Raw genomic sequence first — 15248 nt, 5'->3', positions numbered from 1 at the left:
GCTCGCCGGAGGCTGCGCGACCGACCTCAGCGACCCCGCCGGAGGCCCGGCACGAGTGCGGGCACGCGCGCGGCATACACGTCGTAGGCGGTCCCGAACGACTCCCGCAGGTCGCGCTCCTCGAAGGCGATGCCGACGGCGACGTAGCAGGACGCGCCGAGGGCGAAGAGGAGGTGGCCGGCGCCCATGTGCGGCGTCGCCCAGAATGCGAGCAGGAGTCCGGTCATCAGCGGGTGACGCACCAGGCCGTAGAGGCCGTCCTCGTGCAGGCCCTCCCGCGGTCGGCGCGCCCGGGTCGCCCACCCGGCCTGGCGCAGCCCGGTGAGCTCCAGGTGGTCCACCGCGAACGTCGACGCGACCGCCAGCGCCCAGCCCGCCGCGCACAGGGTCCAGAGCGCGGCAGCCGCAGGGCCGTCGAGGTGCCAGACCTGTCCCCCCACCGGCTCCCACAGGACGAGCAGGACGGCGAGGCAGAGGTCGGTGGCCAGGACGTAGGTCGTGCGCTCGAGGGGGCGGGGGACACGGCGCGCGAGCCGCGCCTTCACCGTCCGCCGGGCCATCAGCGAGTGCTGCGCGGCGAACAGCAGCAGCAGTGCCGCGTCGACGGCGACCGCGCGACCGGTGGTCGAGCGGACCGGGGCGTCGGCGGTCCGGGGGACGAGCACGCCCGCGAGGAAGGCCGCCGCCCACAGCGTGACGGCACCGAAGCCGAGCCAGCCGGCAGCGGAGAGGGCGAGGTGGGTGGGACGTCGGCTCATGCCTCCCATGGTGGGCAGGCCGCGGACCGCGGTCAGCCGTGGAACTACCGCACCTCGCCGGCGCTGCTCGCCACGTGCCAGGCGGCGATCTGGGACCGTGACCGGAAGCCGAGGCGCAGCCGGATCCGCTCGACGTGCGACTCGGCCGACCTCTCGGTGATGCCCAGGCGCTGCGCCACCTCACGGTTCGTCAGGCCTTGCGCCACGAGTGCCGCGACCTCCGACTGGCGCGGGGTGAGCCCGGTCGCCACCGCCCGGCGCGCCGGCGGCAGGCCCAGGAACCGTCGGATCTCGGCCACGACCGACTCCGCGTCACCCATCGCGGGCAGGTGCGAGCGGCCCTCCAGCTCGACCAGCTCGGCGCCCGGCACCTGTGCCGCGAGGAGCCTGGCCTGGGCGAGCGGGGCCGCCCGGTCACCGCGCCGGTGCAGGACGAGCGTGGGGCCTGGACCCGGGGGAGCACCGCGCGGACGTCGACGGAGTAGGCGAGCCGCAGGAGTGCGACGGCGGTCTCGGTCGAGGACGCTGCGCGCTGGTATGCCGCGAGCGCCAGCCGGGTGCCCGCGTCGGCCTCGGGCGCGAACAGCTCGGTGAGGACGTCGGAGCCCAGACCCCAGTGGGTGGCCAGCAGCTCGAGGAGCAGGCGCCGGCTGTCCTCGTCGCCCACCTCGCTGCCGCTGGCCCAGCCGCCGTACAGGACCAGCCGTGCGACGGTTTCAGGTCGGTCCGCAGCCCACTGGGCGGCCACGGCGGCCCCCAGGGACCAGCCGAGGACGTCGACCCGCGGCAGGTCCACCGCGCCCAGCACGGCCTCGACCGCTGCCAGCTCGAGCTCCAGCGTCCGCGGCCCCCGGTGCTCGTCCGACAGCCCGCACCCCGGCCGGTCGTAGCGGACCAGGGTGCGTCCCGAGGACAGGGCCTCGTGGAACAGGCGCTCGGCCGGGATGGCCCAGCCGAGCTCGAGGTGGCTCAGCCAGCCCGGCACCACGAGCAGCCCCGGCCCGCTGCCCGTGACGGCATACGCGACCCGGCCCCCGCCCGGCAGGGGAGCCGATCCGAAGCGCTGCACCGCGCGCACGCCACCAGTGAACCCCACCAGTGAACCCCAGGTGGGCACCCGCGGACACGCCCGCGCGCCCGGCCGCCGCACGCGGACACACCTGCGCGCGGCCCCGCCGGCGCCCGCCTCAGGGCAGCTGCCGGTGGTGCTCCGCCGCGTCGAGCCCGGTGGCCGCGTCGCGCAGGCTGCGCAGCTCCGCCTCGTAGTAGCCGAGCTCGGCCGTGGCGAGGCTGCTGGCGCCGTCGTCGTCCGTCCCGGCGACGACGGTGGTGCGGGCAACGACGAGGGCCTCCGCGGCGACGATCTCGACGTCGGCCTCCTGCGCCATGGCGAGCAGGTCGGGGGAGTGCGGGTCCGGGTTCACGCCGGCTCCTTCGCCCACGCCTCGTAGGTGGTCGAGCCCAGCTCGGCGTCCGGGCCGGGCACGAGGCTGTCGTCGCCGAGCTCGGTCCCGAAGTAGGTCGCGTGCTCGTCGACGACGAGCTCGCGGGTGTCGCCGGCTGCAGCCAGTGCGGCCGGGATGAACTCGGACATCCGCACCCGCTCCGGCCCGCCGATCTCCTTGACCCCGTTGAGGGGAGCAGCCAGCGCGGCTCGCGCCACGGCCGACGCCACGTCGTCGGAGGCCATCGGCTGGTAGTGCGCGGGCGAGAGGCGCAGGACTCCGTCGACCATGGAGGAGTCGGCGATGGCCGTGGTGAACTCGAAGAACTGGGTCGCCCGCACGATCGAGTAGCCGACGCCCGACTCGCGGATGAGCTGCTCCTGGGCGAGCTTGGCGCGCAGGTAGCCGCTGTCCGGCAGGCTGTCCGTGCCGACGATGGAGAGCGCGACGTGGTGCCGCACGCCCGCGTTCTTCTCGGCGGCCAGGAGGGTGCCGGTCGACGTGGTGAAGAAGGCCATCACGTCGTCGTCGGCGAACGAGGGCGAGTTGGTCACGTCGACAACGACATCGGCCCCGGCCAGCACGTACGCGACCCCCTCGCCGGTGAGCGTGTCGACGCCGGTCTGCAGCGAGGCTGCGACGGCCTCGTGACCGTGGGTGGTGAGCATCTGGACGACCTTGGAACCGATGAGACCGGTTCCGCCGATGACGACGACCTTCATGGGGACCCCTTCTGGGACTGTCGGTGGGACGGAGGCGGAGTGCCTCCACCCCTCCCGACCGGACAGCCGGCCGGGGTGTGACAGCCCGGCAGGGCGAGCCGCGTGCGCCGGCCTGGCCGGCCCGCGACGCCGGTCCTCTCGGGTTACGGCACCCGTGCTGCGTTCGGGCGTGGCTAGCTGCCCGTGCGGGCCAGCTTGTCCGGGGCCATGACCCACAGGAGCTGGTCGATGCCGTCGGCCGAGACGCTGACGCTGAGCAGCGCCACCGCGGTGTCACCCCGCGTGACGAGCACGGAGGGGCGTCCGTTGGTCTCGAGCCAGGTCAGGCTCGTGCCGGCCCACCAGTCCGACCAGCCGGCGACCAGGCGTGCCACCTTGTCGCGGCCGACGACCGGTCGGCGGGCGGCCCGTGGCGCGATGCCGGCGCCGTCTGAGGTGCTGACGACGTCGGCCGCGAGGGCGCGCTCGAGGCGCTCGAGGTCGCCGTCACGGGCTGCAGCGACGAAGGCGTCCAGCAGTGCACGGTGCCGGACGGGGTCGACGGGCTCGTGGCGGCTGGACTGGACGTGCTTGCGGGCCCGGCTGACGAGCTGGCGGGCGTTGGGGGCAGTGGTGTCGAGGATCTCGGCGATGTCGCCGTACGGATAGGAGAAGGCTTCGCGCAGGACGTATGCCGCTCGGTGCTCGGGCGGCAGCTTCTCCATGAGCACCAGGACGGCGGCGTCGAGCGCCTCGGCGGTCTCCGCGCCGAGCGTCGGGTCGGCGCTGGTGTCGACGGGCTCGGGGAGCCAGGGGCCGACGTAGTGCTCGCGCCGGGCGCGGGCGGAGTCCAGGACGTTGAGCGAGAGCCGAGTCGTCACCGTGGTGAGGAACGCTGCGGGGTTGCGCACGGCCGGCCGGTCGGCCTGCTGCCAGCGCAGCCACGCCTCCTGGACGACGTCCTCGGCCTCGGCGACGCTCCCGAGCATCCGGTAGGCGATGCCGAACAGCCGCGGCCGCGCCTCGTCGAACGCCTCCACGGCGGCGTCGAGATCGTGGCCCCAGGCGTCTCGGGACACCGTGGCGCCCAGGGCTTCGGCGTCGCGTGACGGCATACGGGCTCCTTCGGGGGGACCACGCCACCCACCTCCGGTGGCGCCGGTCCGTGCCCCGATGATGGCACGGCCGCGGGGCCGCACGCCCCGGCGTCAGCGGCGGACGGGGTAGCGCAGGTGGAGCACCCGGTCTCCCTGGATGACGACGGTCGGGTCCTCGAGGAGGTGCTGGGAGTCGACCGGGCCGAAGTAGCGCTTGCCCCTCCCGAACACGACGGGCACGACGTCCATCGCCACCTCGTCGACGAGCCCGAGCGCGAGCGCCTGCCCGCCGACGTCCCCGGCGCAGACCGCGACGACGAGGTCACCCGCCCGTCGCCTGGCCTCGTGCACCGCCTCGGTGATGTCGTCGAAGAAGGGGACATCTGCCTCGGGGTGCCAGCCGTCCGGCTTGGGACGGTGCGACACGACGAGCAGGTGGTCCCCGGCGGGCGGGCGCGCCTCCCAGCCGTTCGTCAGGTCGAAGAGGTGACGACCCTGGATCGTCGCCCCGATGCGCGCCCAGAAGGTGCTGACGTACTCCTGCGACCGCTCACTGACGCGGAAGGGGGCGTGCAGCGCCTCACCGGCCGCGTCCGTGATGGGCCGGTCGCCGTTGAAGTACCAGTCGAACAGGGGCCCGACCTCGTCGTCCTCGTCGGCGATGAAGCCGTCCGCCGACACCACTGCGTGCATGATCACGGTCGCCATGCCGGTACAGACTGGCACGGGTCGACCGACTCATCGCGGGGCGAGGCCTGGCCCGGCCCTCTCCACGGGTTCCATACTGGGGCATGGCGAGGGGATCGCTGCTGGGGGTCGACACCGGCCGGGGTGTGATGCCCGCGTATGCCGCGGTTCCGGACACGCCTGCACCGTGGCCGGGCGTCGTCGTCCTCCACGACTTCACCGGCATGAGCGAGGACCTGCGCTCGCACGCGGACTGGCTGGCGGGTGAGGGGTTCCTGGCCATCGCGCCGGACCTCTACCACTGGGGCGGCCGCCTGCGTTGCCTCCGGACGATCATGCGCGAGCTCGGTGTGCGGCACGGGCGGACCTTCGACGACATCGAGGCAGCGCGACGCTGGCTCCGCGACCACGACGGCTGCTCGGGGGCGGTCGGGGTCCTGGGCTTCTGCATGGGTGGGGGGTATGCGATCGCCCTGGCCGAGGGCCACGGTTTCGACGCCTCGTCCGTGAACTACGGCGGCTGCCCCTCGGACGCCCGGGACTGGTTGCCGCGCGCGTGCCCGGTCGTCGGCAGCTTCGGCGAGAAGGACTGGTCCCCGCTCGGGGCACGTGCCGGACGCCGGCTGGACGACCTCCTCACCGAGTTCGACGTGCCCCATGACGTCAAGGTCTACCCGGGCGTCCGTCACGGCTTCATGAACGACCCCGCACCGCAGGACCAGAGCCTCTTCCTGCGCTTCCTCGCCCGTGTCTCCGGCATGCGGTACGACGAGACCGCGACCACCGACGCGCGTCGGCGCATCGTCGCGTTCTTCGACCTGCACCTGCGGAGGGGTCCCCACCCCGCGCCCTGAACGAGAGGCCCTTCGTCGGCCCAGGCCAGCAGCCGCCTCAGACCAGCACCAGCAATCGGCTCAGACCAGCAGGAGAGCCAGCACCCAGAACCACACGAACAGCGCCGCGTACCCCGTCGTGATCGTCGCCGCCAGCACCCGGTTCGGGCGCCCCGTCGTGTCGAAGTCCCCAACAAGGAGAAGGGCGCTCGCCGCTGCCCCCAGCCACCCCGCCGCGACCCACACGTCCTCGACGAGCAGGAGCACCGAGACGACGAGCGCCCCACCCATGAGACCCGAGCGACCGACGCGGCGTGTGACCAGCAGGAGCGGCACCCCCGCCACCGGCTGGGCCACGGCGAGCACCAGCCACACGTGGTGGGCCGCGCCCAGGCGGGGCCAGAAGCCGGCATACGCGCCGGCAGCCAGCACCAGCAGGGCGACGTCGACCGGGTGGACCCCGCGCAGCGTCTCGAGCGTGACGCCCCTGCGGCCCGCGTTGACGTCGTGCAGGACGACCAGCCACGGGCGCCCCCCGGGCCTCCCCACCGCACCGGCTGCGCCCACGCCCAGCAGGGCGGCCGTGAGCGCCGCAGCCACACCGCCCAGCGCCGAGACCACGTCAGCTCGCCCGGCTCAGCCGCGCGTGACGGGGCCGCACCTCTGCGTGCGCACGCTCAGTGCCTGCCGGACTCGAGGTGGTGCTTGAGGTCCACCCAGTTCCGCCGCTCCCAGCGAGGACCCACCAGGGCGAGGACGGGCGACAGCAACCTCATGGGCCCGACCAGCCGCATGTCCCAGTCCCACCGGAGCCGGGTGCCGCTCCCCGTTGCCTCGAAGGTGACCTCGCCGTCGACGTGCATGTACGACGACCGCACGAGGTTGTGCAGGCGGTGCGGGCGGTCGTACTCGAGCACGTCGACGGTCATCGTCCCGCCCGCCCCCGTGCCCCGGGGGCGCGCGACGAAGCGGGAGCCGGCCCCGACCGGTCCGTCGCCGATCTTCTCGGTGTGCGCGATCCGGGGGTTGTATGCCGGCTCGTTGCGTTCGTCGGCGACGAGGTCGAAGACCTCCTCGACCGGTGCCGCGATCGTGACGTCTCCGCGGATGTGGGCCATGACGACGATTCCTCCCCCGGGCGGACGCACCCACTGGCGACGATGGCAAGGGCGCCCGGCATCCGACAGGGACCTTCGTCACCGGTCCGCCGGCGACGAAGAGCGGCTGGCGGGGGCGCGGTCAGGTCACCGTGTGGCGCGAGTCGCCCTGGGCATCCGTGTGCGCGCCCACGCGCTCGTCGCCCGCCTCGGTCTGGCGCACGTGCGGTCGGAGGGTCGGACGGGCCGTGCGCCGAGCGCCGCCCGGGCGCCGCCTAGGGAGACGCGGTCCGCGTGGTCCGCAGCACCTCGGTGCCTTCACCGTCGAGGCGTCCGAGGGCGGCGGTCCGGCCGGTGAGCAGGAGCAGGATCGCCCCGATGGGGCCGGTGATGGGCGGCCCGTCGCCGCGGGTCCACTCCGTGTCGGTGGCGACGAGCCGGAACCCCTCGAGCGGAAGACGCCGGTTGACCCGGGCCAGCCACGTGGTGCGGGTGTCCCATCGTCGGGTGGCCGCCACCGCAGAGGGCTTCGGCCGCATGTCGAGCTCGAGGCCCAGCGGGATCGCGATGTCCTGGCTGTGGACGAGGATGTCGGTCAGCGTCTCCAGCGGTGTCACGAAGGCGTTGTGCCGTCGTGAACCGATGCCTGCCCGGATCCGTTCGACGACCTCCTCGCTCGACAGGGCCCGGGCCTGCACGACGGCGGCGTCGTGGATGAAGGCGTTCAGGCCCCGGCTGCGCAACATGCGGGGATGGCGGGCGACGAACCCCGCCGCCTCGTGCAGGCGCTCCCGCTGCATCGTCAGGTGTGCTGCCACGTGGCGCACGGTCCAGCCGTCGCACAGCGACGGGTGGTCCCACTGATCCGGGGCCAGGTCCTCCAGCAGCTGGGCGGTTCGTGACCGCTGGTCGTCGATCGCCGCCCAGAGGGCGTCGGGGTCGACGGCGGTGGTGCCTGTCATGGGGGCCTCCTCCGGTGGGCTCAGGTGAAGACAGGGGGACGCACCCGGGTGCGCTTGAGCTCGAAGAACTCCGGGTATGCCGCGAGCTGCCGGGCTCCGTCGAACACCTGGACGGCCTGCGCGCCGCGCGGGATGGCGTTCAGCACCGGGCCGAAGAACGCGACGCCGTCGATGGACGTGATGGGGGTCCCCGCCTCGCTCCCGACCAGCGCGACGCCGGTCTCGTGGCTGGCGCGCATGACCGTGTCGAACTCCCCGCTGTCCATGGCGTCCTCGAGCGCGGCCGGCAGCCCGAGCTCGGCGAGCACCGCCGCGACCACGGCGCGGTACTCCTGCTCCGAGGGGCGTCGCCACACGTCGAACACCCTCTGCCCGAAGGCCGTGTAGAAGCGCTCGAGCGCACCGGCCCCACATCGCGCCGAGACGCCCGCGGCCACCCGGGCAGGCCCGCGACTCGCCTCCACGGTGCGCCGGTAGTCGGGGGAGACCTCGGACCGGTGCTCGTTGAGCAGGTACAGACTCATCACGTGGTGTCGGACCACGAGAGGTCTGGACCGGGCCACCTCGGCCAGCCACCGGGAGGCCGTCCACGAGTACGGGCACACGGGGTCGAACCAGAAGTCGACAGTCGTGTCGGATGCAGACCCCATGGTCCCTCCGCGGTTAATCTAGTCCTATCAACGGACCAATATAGTTCGATGAGCGGACTAGCGGAAGAGGGGCGATGGAGCGAGAGCTGCCCACCAGCCTGTTGATGTTCATCGCCTCGCGAGCGGCGGCCAACCGCGTCTTCCAGGCCCTGCACGACACCGGCTTCGACGACCTGACGATCGCCCAGAGCAGGCTGCTCATGGGCATCGACCCGGACGGCACGCGTCTGAGCGTCCTTGCCGACCGGGCGCAGATCGCCAAGCAGACGGCTACGGCCCTGGTCGACAAGCTCGAGGCGTCCGGGTACGTGGAGCGTGTCCCCGACCCCGCCGACGGCCGCGCCCGCCTGGTGCGCATGACCGCGCGCGCCGAGTCGGCGATCCCACTGGCGCGGGCGGAGGAGGAGCGGATCGAGGCCGAGTGGCGGCGGCACCTCGGGGCGGCGCGCATGAGGCAGCTGCGCGCGGCCCTGACCGCCCTGCGTGAGATCACCGACCCCTACGGCCGATCGTGGGCTCTCGGCGCGAGCTGCCGGCCGGGCTACCCCCAGCGCGCCAGGATCATGGTGGCGGCCCAGACCGAGACCGCCGCACCCGTGACGAAGACGGCGGACCCCGCAAGGAACCCGGCGCCGAGCGTCAGAGCGCGCGGCAGCCTCCGGTCATGAACGGCGGACATCACTCGGGTTCCACGCCACGGTCGAGTCGTCCTCGTACTGGTGGTTTCCGCCCTGCGGCGAGAACGTCGGGTCCTCGATGGCGCCGGTCGACGCCGTGGACGGGGTGTGCGATCCGTTGCCGCCCGGACGCGCCCGGTCGGCCATGTCGCGCACCTGCTCGCGCGCCGAGGGGGCGCGCTCGGCCTCGGCGCGCACCCTGCGCGTCTCGGTCGACATGGTGTCGAGGTACTGCTCCCAGCGGGACTGCATCGGCCGTATGAGGCCCCCGCCCACGCCCACGATGAGGATGCCGGCGATGGTGCCGAGCACCGCGATCAGGACAGGCATGGTCACCGTCGTGGCGATGCCGACCTGGTTCAGCGCTGCGATGACGCCCAGCCCGATGATGAAGAAGGCTGCGATGTTGGCCAGGGTGCGGCCGTAGGACAGGCTGCTCAGCGTGCTGCTCACGATGTCGCGCACGGCGGCAGCGATGGCTGCCGTGACGACCACGATGATGATGGCGACGATCGCCTTGGGCAGGAACGCGATGACACCCGTCAGCAGCTCGCTGATCGGGTTCGGCCCGAAGACGCCGAAGGCCATCTGGAGCACGAACAGCACCAGCGCGTAGTAGACGAGCTTGCCGACGATGGCCGACGCGTCGTACTTGCTGCGCTCGAGGGCCCTGCGTATGCCGCCGCGTTCGACCGCGCGGTCGAAACCGACTCGTTCGAGCACCTTGTCGATGGCCTTGCCGATGGCCTTCGCCACGAACAGGCCGATGATGAGGATCAGCAGGAACGCGACGAGCTTCGGCACGAAGGTGGCGACGGCACTGAGTCCGTCGCCGAGGGCGTTCTGGAGTCGATCGGTCATGGTTTGCCCCTTTCGGTGGACGTGCCGCTTCGTACCCACCGCTCCGGGAGGCAAACACGCCGACCTGCGGGGCTCCCACCACGGCGACGAGGCGAACCCCGTCCCCGCGGTTGGTAGCGTCACCGCTCGTGGGCACCAGGGACGAGCTCGAGCTGGCGTTCCACGCGGCCGGGCTGGCCTCCGACCTCGCCCTGGCGCACTTCCGGGCAGGGGTCTCGGCGACCGCCAAGGCCGACGGCTCGCCCGTGACCGAGGCCGACCGTGCGGTCGAGCGCCTGCTGAGGGACACGCTGTCCCAGGCCCGGCCGGGAGACGCCTTCCTCGGTGAGGAGCTCGGGAGGCTGGGTCGCTCCGACCGCGTGTGGGTCCTCGACCCGATCGACGGCACAGGATTCTTCGCCAGGGGAGACGCGCACTGGAGGATCCACATCGCCCTGGAGGTCCGGGGGGTGACGGAGCTCGGAGTCGTGGCCGCTCCCGCGCTCGGCCGCTGCTGGTGGGCGACCCGGGGTGGCGGCGCGTTCGAGTCGTCGTGGCCGGCGGGGACCGGCCCGGCGACACCACTGACGGTCAGCACGACCTCCGCGCTCGCCGACGCCGTGGTCGACGACCTCGGAGGGACGTCGGCCGGGCACCTGCCCACGGGGGTCTCCCGCGCGCCGGCGAGCCCCTTGCCGCTGGTCGAGCTCGTGCGCGGCGAGATCGACGCCTTCGTGGCCGAGAGGTACTTCGCGTGGGACCACGCCCCCTGGATCCTCATCGTGCAGGAGGCCGGCGGCCGGTTCACCGACCCCACCGGGGGGCACGCGAGCGACCGCGGCGGCGGCGTGTACTCGAACGCCCGACTGCACGGCGCGCTGCTCGCCGCGCTGGGCTACCCGACCGCGGACCGCCTCCCGGAGAACCGCTCGGCCCCTGACCACTCGGCGGGCGGCGCGCAGCCCTGACCCCAGGTGCGTGGTGGCGCAGGGTTCGAATCGCGGGTGCACCACGCGGCTGCCACCATGTCCGGGACCCGCAGGCCACGGCATACGGCCCCGGACGGGCGGTGTGTGCCGCGCAGCGGCGGACTGAGGAGGCCGGCAGGTGACGACGACAGGATGTCCGCTCGACCCGTCGGGGGAACGGCGGTGAGGGCTGCGCTGGGCCCGTGGCGTGTCCTCGACCTCATGGTCGTCGCGCTGCCGGCAGCCGTCGTCGCCGACGTGATGGGCGCCGGCGCGCCGGTGCTGTTCGTGCTGTCGGCGCTCGCCGTCATCCCTCTCGCCGGACTCGTCGGCCGCTCGACCGAGGTCCTGGCCGAGCGTGTCGGTGGGAGCAAGGGCGCCCTGTTGAACGCGACCTTCGGCAACATCGCCGAGCTGCTCATCGCCGCGCTCCTCGTGGTCAACGGCGAGATCGCCGTCCTCAAGGCGTCGATCACCGGCTCGATCATCGGCAACCTCCTCCTGCTGCTCGGCGTCTCGATGGTCGTCGCGGCCCACGACAAGAGCGAGGTGCCGATCACGGTGACCTCGCGGGTCCAGGCCACCATGCTGTTCCTGGCCATGGGGATCCTGCTGCTGCCGACGGTCTTCTCGTTCCGTCCCGAGAGCTCCACCACCCGGCTCGACGAGGTCAGCGGTCTCGTGGCCCTGATCCTCTTCGCGGTCTACGCCTTGTCGATGCTGTTCATGCTCCGCACGAACCGCCACCAGTTCCAGGAGGACGGCGAGGGGTCCGGCGGCGAGGGGTCCGGCGGCGAGGGGTCCGGCGGCGAGGGCTCGGGCGGCGAGGAGAAGCCGTCGGGCGAGGGCGAGGAGGGCGGGCGTCCGACGTGGTCGGTCAAGGGCGCCGTCGTCGTCCTCGCCGTGGCCACCGCGCTCGTGGCGGTCGCGGCGGAGATGGTCGCCAGCAGCGTGGAGGAGGCTGGATCCGCACTGGGTCTGCACAGCGGCTTCATCGGCTTCGTCATCCTGCCGCTGGTGGGCAACGCCGCCGAGCAGTTCAGCGCCCTGGGCCTCGCGGCGAAGGACAGGCTCGGCGTCGCCAGCGAGATCGCCGTCGGCGCCAGCATGCAGCTCGCGATGTTCGTCGTGCCGATCCTCGTCCTGCTCGGCCTGGTGACGGGGCACCCCTTCGACCTCGCCTTCAGCCCGCTCGAGCTCAGCGCCCTGATCATCGGCACCCTGCTCACCCGCCACCTGCTCGACGACGGCAAGGCCAACTGGCTCGAGGGCGTCATGCTGCTCGGCCTCTACCTCGCCTTCGCCGGGGCGGTGTTCTTCGCCGACCTCAGCGGCTGAACGGTCACCACCCGCGCGGCGCCCTGACCAGGTCGGACCGCCCAGGGGGACCATCGTCCCTAGGCCGCCGGTCGTCCCGGTCGGAGGCTGGCGAGGTCCGAGCCCGGGATGCGCCCCGGGCAAGCGCCGCACCCGGGAGCCATCATGGCCGGCAGTACGCGCAGGCGGACGGAGCCGGTCGACGCCATCTGGCTCAACATGGACCGCCCGAGCAACCGCATGGTCGTCGTCTCGCTGATGTTCCTGGCGGAGCGGCCTGACTGGGACGAGGTGGTGCGGCTGATCCGCACACGCGTGCTGGACCGGTACCCGGTCTTCCGCCAGCGCCCGGTGCCCGCGCCCCTGCGCGTCGGTCTCCCGCGCTGGGAGGACGACCCCGCCTTCGACCTGGACCGCCACGTGACGCGCCTGACACTGGCCGAGCCGGGGGACGACTCCGCGCTGCAGTCGCACGTCGAGGAGCACCTGCACCTGTCCTTCGACCCCCGTCACCCGCTCTGGGAGGTGCAGCTCATCGACGGGCACGGCGACGGGGCGGTGGTGTTCAGCCGGACCCACCACGCCATGGCGGACGGCATCTCCCTCGCGCGCGTCCTGCTGTCCATGACCGACGCCGAGGGGAGCGGCCGGCGTCGCCCGCCGCGCGACCGCCCACCGGTGCGCGCGTTGGCGTCGGTGCCGGGGGAGGTGCCCGTGGTGGCCAGGGCCGGCAGCGACGGTGGGCCGCGGGCCAGCAGGGTGGCAACGGGGGCTGCACTCGTCCGCGACGGGCTGGGCCAGGTCGTGCGGCTCGGCACGCCGTCGGGAGGAGTCGGCCTCGTGCAGAACGGGATCCGCACGGCGGAGGTCGTCGCCCAGCTGTTGTTGACGCACACCGCGGCGAGCCCCGTGGGCGGTGACCCCTCGGCATACAAGCGCGTCGTCTGGACCGGCCCGCTGCCCCTGGACGCGCTCAAGGAGGTGGCGCACCTCGAGGGCGGCACGCTCAACGACGTGCTCATGAGCGCGATGGCCGGAGCGTTGTGCCGCTACCAGCAGGAGCACGGCGCGAGCCCGGTGGACCTGGTGACGATGGTGCCGGTGAACCTGCGCCCGCTGGACAAGCCGCTGCCGTCGACGCTCGGCAACCGGTTCGCCCTGGTGTTCTTCACCTACCCCAGCGGCACGACCCAGCTGCTGGCCCGGCTGGCCGAGACCAAGCGCCGGATGGACTGGCTCAAGCGCTCGCCCGAGGCGCCGATGACGTTCGCGCTCATGGCCCTGATCGCGCGCACGGTGCCACTGGTGGAGCGCGCACTGGTGGACTTCTTCGCCAACAAGGCCATCGGCGTGACGACCAACGTCGCCGGCCCCCGGTCGCCCCGCCTGCTGGCTGGCGTGCCGGTGACCGGGGTGCTGGGCTGGGTGCCCGGGTCGGGCCACCACACGCTCGGGACGTGCATCTTCACGTATGCCGGGACCGTCCGGGTCGGCCTCATGGCCGACGCCGGTGTGGTCCACGACCCGGAAGAGCTGCTCGCGGCGTTCGAGGACGAGGTGGCCGCGCTCGTGCGACTGGTCGGCTGAGGTGCACGGGGGCTGGTGAGAACGGCGCAGACCCATCGATGACTTCCGCCGGGTTCTCGGGTCATAGTGCTGTCCCCGTCCGACGTGGGCGCGCGAGTCGTCCAGGGAAGAGAGCGCCATGAGCACCACCATCACCCCCGTCCTGGTCGCCGAGCTGCTCGCGGACGGCGACCGCATGCCGGTGTACGTGCACGTGATCGACCACCCCGAGGGCCGGGTGCTCGTCGACACCGGGATGACCGAGCTCCACCCGGCCGTGGCTGACATGGATCCCCGGGTGATGCCGCTGGACGAGCAGGACGGCTTCGACGTGGGCAGCATCGACCTCGTGGTGAACACGCACCTGCACTACGACCACTGCGGCGGCAACCGCCTGTTCGCCGGCGTCCCGATCCACGTCCAGCGCCGCGAGCTCGAGGACGCGCTGGGCCCGGAGGACTACACGATCCGGGAGTGGGTCGACGCCCCCGGCGTCGAGTACGTCCCCGTCGACGGAGCCCTCGAGCTGCTGCCCGGCATACGCCTCCTCCCGGCGCCCGGCCACACCCCGGGGTCGCAGGTCGTCCTCGTCGACACGGCCGACGGGCTCGTCGTCATCGCCGGCGACACCGCTGTGTTCTTCGAGGAGCTGGACGAGCCACGCACCGAAGGACAGCGGCTGGTCCGCTCCTTGGCGCCCGCGCAGGTCTGGCTCGCGCACGAGCACGAACCGTGGCGGCCGCCGGTCGGACGCGCCGACTGACGGCAGGTGGCGGGCGACCGTCCACGTCCACGTCCCCGGTCCACGTCCTCGGCGCCCGGGCCGGCTACCGGCCTGACAGCTCGGCCACGACCGGTGCCATGAGGTCGGCGAAGTCTGCTCCGATGACGAAGTAGGAGTAGCCGATCTCCTCACGTCGGCGCTCGATCTCCTCCATGGCGGCCACCGGGTCGGCTGGGAGCACGGCGAGGGAGTCGGCCTCGCGCATGGCGGCCGGGTCGGTGTCGGCGGCCGACGCCATGAAGGGCGCGACCCCGTCGCCGACGACCGGCACGTGCAGTGCCAGCTCGACGTCGCGCTCCGCGAGGACGCCTCGCGCCATCTGCGTCACGTCCTCCCGGCTGTCGCTCGCGAGGGTGGAGAAGGTGACCGTGTCGGCGACCTCGAGCGCAAGGGCCCGGGCCCTCGGCCCCCGTACGGCCATGACCACCGGGGTGTGCAGGTCGGGGCCGTCGAGCTCCCTCAGGGCAGCGACGGCGTCCCGGACCCCTTCCAGGCGGCCGGCCGGCGAACGCACGGGGAGCCCACGGTCGCGTAGCTCGTCCTCGATCCCCGGCCGTCCGGTGCCGATGCCCATCTCGAAGCGTCCCTCAGTGAGGACCGACAGGGAGTGCGCCTCCCAGGCCGTGCTCCACGCCGGCCGCAGCGGGCTCGCGTAGACCCAGGTGCCGACGCGCATGCCGGTCTCCGCGAAGGCCAGGGCCAGGGTCGGCGCGGGTGCCGGCTGCCACTGCGGGACGTCGGGCAGCAGCACCGTGGAGTAGCCGTGGGCGGCGACGCGGCGCAGGCGCTCACGCCAGCTCCTCATGTCGGAGAGCACGGGGGCGACGACCCCGAACCGGAACGGTCTGGTCATCTCGGAGCTCCTG

General features: G+C 73.0%; 18 protein-coding genes and 2 pseudogenes. 6 read left to right on the top strand and 14 right to left on the bottom strand.

From position 1 onward, the window contains the following. Positions 1-26: 26 nt before the first annotated feature. From RKE38_RS01145 to RKE38_RS01115, 8 genes and pseudogenes are all read right to left on the bottom strand, one after another. Positions 27-758: a methyltransferase family protein gene (locus RKE38_RS01145; protein ID WP_316005626.1), complete on the bottom strand. Its 732-nt coding sequence runs from the start codon at positions 756-758 to the stop codon at positions 27-29. A 44-nt stretch (positions 759-802) separates the two neighbouring features. After that, on the bottom strand, positions 803-937 hold the full coding sequence (locus RKE38_RS01140) for a hypothetical protein (protein WP_316005625.1): 135 nt from the start codon (positions 935-937) through the stop codon (positions 803-805). Positions 938-1093: 156 nt separating this feature from the next. After that, positions 1094-1189 (bottom strand): annotated as a pseudogene (locus RKE38_RS19555) (hypothetical protein); the annotation flags it as partial. A gap of 305 nt (positions 1190-1494) precedes the next feature. Next, positions 1495-1743, bottom strand: a pseudogene (locus RKE38_RS19550) (alpha/beta fold hydrolase); the annotation flags it as partial. 202 nt (positions 1744-1945) lie between these two features. Next, the gene (locus RKE38_RS01130; RefSeq protein ID WP_316005623.1) at positions 1946-2182 is read right to left on the bottom strand and encodes a hypothetical protein; all 237 of its coding nucleotides are present in this window, start codon (positions 2180-2182) and stop codon (positions 1946-1948) included. Continuing rightward, the gene (locus RKE38_RS01125) at positions 2179-2925 is read right to left on the bottom strand and encodes an SDR family oxidoreductase (protein ID WP_316005622.1); all 747 of its coding nucleotides are present in this window, start codon (positions 2923-2925) and stop codon (positions 2179-2181) included. The genes RKE38_RS01130 and RKE38_RS01125 overlap by 4 nt, the downstream gene beginning before the upstream one ends. 173 nt (positions 2926-3098) lie before the next feature. Continuing rightward, positions 3099-4019, bottom strand: coding sequence for an RNA polymerase sigma-70 factor (locus RKE38_RS01120; protein ID WP_316005621.1), 921 nt, complete (start codon positions 4017-4019; stop codon positions 3099-3101). Positions 4020-4112: 93 nt separating this feature from the next. Continuing rightward, positions 4113-4709: a dihydrofolate reductase family protein gene (locus RKE38_RS01115; protein ID WP_316005620.1), complete on the bottom strand. Its 597-nt coding sequence runs from the start codon at positions 4707-4709 to the stop codon at positions 4113-4115. An 83-nt stretch (positions 4710-4792) separates the two neighbouring features. Here RKE38_RS01115 and RKE38_RS01110 point away from each other — a divergent pair, with 83 nt between their 5' ends. Continuing rightward, the gene (locus RKE38_RS01110; RefSeq protein WP_316005619.1) at positions 4793-5542 is read left to right on the top strand and encodes a dienelactone hydrolase family protein; all 750 of its coding nucleotides are present in this window, start codon (positions 4793-4795) and stop codon (positions 5540-5542) included. A gap of 60 nt (positions 5543-5602) precedes the next feature. Here RKE38_RS01110 and RKE38_RS01105 read toward each other — a convergent pair whose 3' ends face one another. The 4 genes from RKE38_RS01105 to RKE38_RS01090 all read right to left on the bottom strand — a co-directional run bounded on the left by RKE38_RS01105 (position 5603) and on the right by RKE38_RS01090 (position 8230). Then, positions 5603-6142 (bottom strand): hypothetical protein, encoded by a 540-nt coding sequence (locus RKE38_RS01105; protein WP_316005618.1) that lies wholly within the window; start codon positions 6140-6142, stop codon positions 5603-5605. Positions 6143-6198: 56 nt separating this feature from the next. After that, positions 6199-6639, bottom strand: coding sequence for an SRPBCC family protein (locus RKE38_RS01100; protein WP_316005617.1), 441 nt, complete (start codon positions 6637-6639; stop codon positions 6199-6201). 254 nt (positions 6640-6893) lie between these two features. Then, positions 6894-7580, bottom strand: a complete 687-nt coding sequence (locus tag RKE38_RS01095) for a maleylpyruvate isomerase family mycothiol-dependent enzyme (protein ID WP_316005616.1) — start codon at positions 7578-7580, stop codon at positions 6894-6896. 20 nt (positions 7581-7600) lie between these two features. Beyond that, positions 7601-8230: a DsbA family protein gene (locus tag RKE38_RS01090; protein WP_316005615.1), complete on the bottom strand. Its 630-nt coding sequence runs from the start codon at positions 8228-8230 to the stop codon at positions 7601-7603. A 74-nt stretch (positions 8231-8304) separates the two neighbouring features. On the opposite strand from RKE38_RS01090, the gene RKE38_RS01085 reads away from it, so the two are divergent. Continuing rightward, a complete protein-coding gene (locus RKE38_RS01085; RefSeq protein WP_316005614.1) occupies positions 8305-8898 on the top strand; it encodes a MarR family winged helix-turn-helix transcriptional regulator in 594 nt (197 codons plus the stop codon). Here the strand turns inward: RKE38_RS01085 and RKE38_RS01080 are convergent. Next, positions 8893-9768 (bottom strand): mechanosensitive ion channel family protein, encoded by an 876-nt coding sequence (locus tag RKE38_RS01080; protein WP_316005613.1) that lies wholly within the window; start codon positions 9766-9768, stop codon positions 8893-8895. The genes RKE38_RS01085 and RKE38_RS01080 overlap by 6 nt on opposite strands. A 128-nt stretch (positions 9769-9896) precedes the next feature. Here RKE38_RS01080 and RKE38_RS01075 point away from each other — a divergent pair, with 128 nt between their 5' ends. The 4 genes from RKE38_RS01075 (at position 9897) to RKE38_RS01060 (ending at position 14361) form a co-directional block, all read left to right on the top strand. Then, the gene (locus tag RKE38_RS01075) at positions 9897-10715 is read left to right on the top strand and encodes an inositol monophosphatase (RefSeq protein WP_316005612.1); all 819 of its coding nucleotides are present in this window, start codon (positions 9897-9899) and stop codon (positions 10713-10715) included. Between the two features lie 153 nt (positions 10716-10868). Then, a complete protein-coding gene (cax, locus tag RKE38_RS01070) occupies positions 10869-12053 on the top strand; it encodes a calcium/proton exchanger (protein ID WP_316005611.1) in 1185 nt (394 codons plus the stop codon). A 144-nt stretch (positions 12054-12197) separates the two neighbouring features. Beyond that, on the top strand, positions 12198-13619 hold the full coding sequence (locus RKE38_RS01065) for a wax ester/triacylglycerol synthase family O-acyltransferase (RefSeq protein WP_316005610.1): 1422 nt from the start codon (positions 12198-12200) through the stop codon (positions 13617-13619). A 118-nt stretch (positions 13620-13737) separates the two neighbouring features. Then, positions 13738-14361, top strand: coding sequence for an N-acyl homoserine lactonase family protein (locus RKE38_RS01060; RefSeq protein WP_316005609.1), 624 nt, complete (start codon positions 13738-13740; stop codon positions 14359-14361). Between the two features lie 64 nt (positions 14362-14425). On the opposite strand, the gene RKE38_RS01055 is transcribed toward RKE38_RS01060, so the two are convergent. After that, positions 14426-15235 carry an LLM class flavin-dependent oxidoreductase gene (locus RKE38_RS01055; protein ID WP_410055417.1) on the bottom strand — a complete coding sequence of 270 codons (810 nt, stop codon included), beginning with the start codon at positions 15233-15235 and terminating at the stop codon, positions 14426-14428. Between the last annotated feature and the right edge of the window lie 13 nt (positions 15236-15248).

This window comes from Phycicoccus sp. M110.8, from assembly GCF_032464895.1.
Taxonomy (GTDB): Bacteria; Actinomycetota; Actinomycetes; order Actinomycetales; family Dermatophilaceae; genus Pedococcus.
The sequence above is the reverse complement of the archived record's forward strand: the minus strand, read 5'-3'. Positions and strand labels throughout refer to the sequence as shown.

What these genes read in the sequence shown, in the direction of transcription:
- RKE38_RS01145 (WP_316005626.1), bottom strand. Translation starts at nt 758, where the DNA reads ATGAGCCGACGTCCCACCCACCTCGCCCTCTCCGCTGCCGGCTGGCTC.
- RKE38_RS01125 (WP_316005622.1), bottom strand. Translation starts at nt 2,925, where the DNA reads ATGAAGGTCGTCGTCATCGGCGGAACCGGTCTCATCGGTTCCAAGGTC.
- RKE38_RS01120 (WP_316005621.1), bottom strand. Translation starts at nt 4,019, where the DNA reads ATGCCGTCACGCGACGCCGAAGCCCTGGGCGCCACGGTGTCCCGAGAC.
- RKE38_RS01100 (WP_316005617.1), bottom strand. Translation starts at nt 6,639, where the DNA reads ATGGCCCACATCCGCGGAGACGTCACGATCGCGGCACCGGTCGAGGAG.
- RKE38_RS01080 (WP_316005613.1), bottom strand. Translation starts at nt 9,768, where the DNA reads ATGACCGATCGACTCCAGAACGCCCTCGGCGACGGACTCAGTGCCGTC.
- RKE38_RS01095 (WP_316005616.1), bottom strand. Translation starts at nt 7,580, where the DNA reads ATGACAGGCACCACCGCCGTCGACCCCGACGCCCTCTGGGCGGCGATC.
- cax (WP_316005611.1), top strand. Translation starts at nt 10,869, where the DNA reads ATGTCCGCTCGACCCGTCGGGGGAACGGCGGTGAGGGCTGCGCTGGGC.
- RKE38_RS01055 (WP_410055417.1), bottom strand. Translation starts at nt 15,235, where the DNA reads ATGACCAGACCGTTCCGGTTCGGGGTCGTCGCCCCCGTGCTCTCCGAC.
- RKE38_RS01060 (WP_316005609.1), top strand. Translation starts at nt 13,738, where the DNA reads ATGAGCACCACCATCACCCCCGTCCTGGTCGCCGAGCTGCTCGCGGAC.
- RKE38_RS01115 (WP_316005620.1), bottom strand. Translation starts at nt 4,709, where the DNA reads ATGGCGACCGTGATCATGCACGCAGTGGTGTCGGCGGACGGCTTCATC.
- RKE38_RS01110 (WP_316005619.1), top strand. Translation starts at nt 4,793, where the DNA reads ATGGCGAGGGGATCGCTGCTGGGGGTCGACACCGGCCGGGGTGTGATG.
- RKE38_RS01065 (WP_316005610.1), top strand. Translation starts at nt 12,198, where the DNA reads ATGGCCGGCAGTACGCGCAGGCGGACGGAGCCGGTCGACGCCATCTGG.
- RKE38_RS01085 (WP_316005614.1), top strand. Translation starts at nt 8,305, where the DNA reads ATGGAGCGAGAGCTGCCCACCAGCCTGTTGATGTTCATCGCCTCGCGA.
- RKE38_RS01090 (WP_316005615.1), bottom strand. Translation starts at nt 8,230, where the DNA reads ATGGGGTCTGCATCCGACACGACTGTCGACTTCTGGTTCGACCCCGTG.